Here is a 1,451-nt window from a genome sequence, read left to right on the forward strand (position 1 = left end):
ACATATATGGTCACCTTGGGTTTAGCAAGGTTAATGTCCATTTCTTGTCCAAATCCGTTTGCGTCGTTCGATAGTTCACCTTTCACAATAGGGCGTGGTTGTTAATGGTTGGCGGTCTTGCGACATATATCCGGCGTCAGTTGCGCCCTAATGAGATCCAAATTGACGTCTTACCCTCCTTGGCAGCCATATGACCTCGAAGGCCACTGTCCCGTACAGGTTTTGAGTAAGACAAACCGTTTAACTCATTAATACCATTACCGCTGTTGTGCTGTTACTGGTTTTTGTTGCAAAGCGCTGTTGTGAAACGTTAAAAAAAATCAATCTGTTATGCTGCCAACGCCGAGACCTTACAGACTTTTTGTATATCGAAGGCTTGTTGCCGGCTCATCACCGCCCACACCATGCGCGCCAGCTTGTTTGCCAGTGCCACCGTGACTTTACAGATATGGCTGCGCTGTTTCAGCTGCTGTAGCCACAGGCTTAAAGGGTCATCTTTCTTGTCACACCAGGCCAGCACGGTACGCGCGCCGTGGATGAGCAGTCGCCTTAGCGTCTGATTGCCGCGCTTGGTTATCTTGCCCAGCCGATTCGTATTGCCACTGCTGTATTGTGATGGCGTCAATCCCAGCCAAGCCGCCAGCTGTCGGCCATTTTTAAAATCACTGATGTCGTTGATACTGGCTAATATTGTTGCGGCCACGACAGGTCCAACGCCGGGTAGCGTGAGCAACAGCGGATATATCGGCATGGCCTTGGCGAGGGACTGTATCTCCAGTACAACTTGCTCGATTTGCTCATCCAAGACCAACTGGAATTCGTAAAGACGCTGAATAAAGCTGCGCGCCGTCGTCGAGAGGGCATTGTCGGCATTCTCGAGGATAAGGGGGATAGCCATCATCAACTGACGCCGGGTTTTGGCGACAATCACCCCATATTCAGCCAGGAAACCGCGCAGCTGATTGCAGTTGGCGGTGCGGTTATCAACCAAACGTTCCCGAATGCGCAGCAGGGATTGAATATCTTGTTGCTCGACCGTCTTGGGACGCAGCAGACTCACCTTGGGACGGCCCGCAGTTTCACCTATGGCGACGGCATCGTTGGCATCATTCTTATTGCCGACCAGCATGGCTTTTACCATTCTGGTGGGGATCAGGTGGACGTCATGGCCGAGTTGTTGAATCGCCCGGCCCCAGTAGTTGGCGCTGTAACAGGATTCCATCACCACCATGGTTGGGCTGCATTGCCGCAACGTATCGAGTAGGGCCGGCCGGCTCACTTTTCGGTTAAAGGCAATGCTGTTGTCGCCGTTGAAGGCAGCTACCTGGAAGACAGTTTTTGCCAGATCGATGCTGATGAGTTTATAGTTCATAACGGTCACCTCGAGTCAGATTTTTTGCACCTAAATCATGGCACATTGCGATGCCGAGACCGAGGTGACCATCTCATCA

Annotated in this window: 1 protein-coding gene; it reads right to left on the reverse strand. The window is 51.7% G+C overall.

Translation table 11 applies throughout. The features are described 5' to 3' along the window. Nucleotides 1-328: 328 nt before the first annotated feature. On the reverse strand, nt 329-1,372 hold the full coding sequence (locus HC757_RS18825; RefSeq protein ID WP_169565977.1) for an IS110 family RNA-guided transposase: 1,044 nt from the start codon (nt 1,370-1,372) through the stop codon (nt 329-331). Nucleotides 1,373-1,451: the final 79 nt, after the last annotated feature.

This window comes from Shewanella salipaludis (assembly GCF_012911865.1).
In the GTDB taxonomy this organism is placed as follows: domain Bacteria; phylum Pseudomonadota; class Gammaproteobacteria; order Enterobacterales; family Shewanellaceae; genus Shewanella; species Shewanella salipaludis.

Excerpts from the sequence above, each read along its gene's own strand:
- HC757_RS18825 (WP_169565977.1), bottom strand. The coding sequence starts at position 1,372 with ATGAACTATAAACTCATCAGCATCGATCTGGCAAAAACTGTCTTCCAG.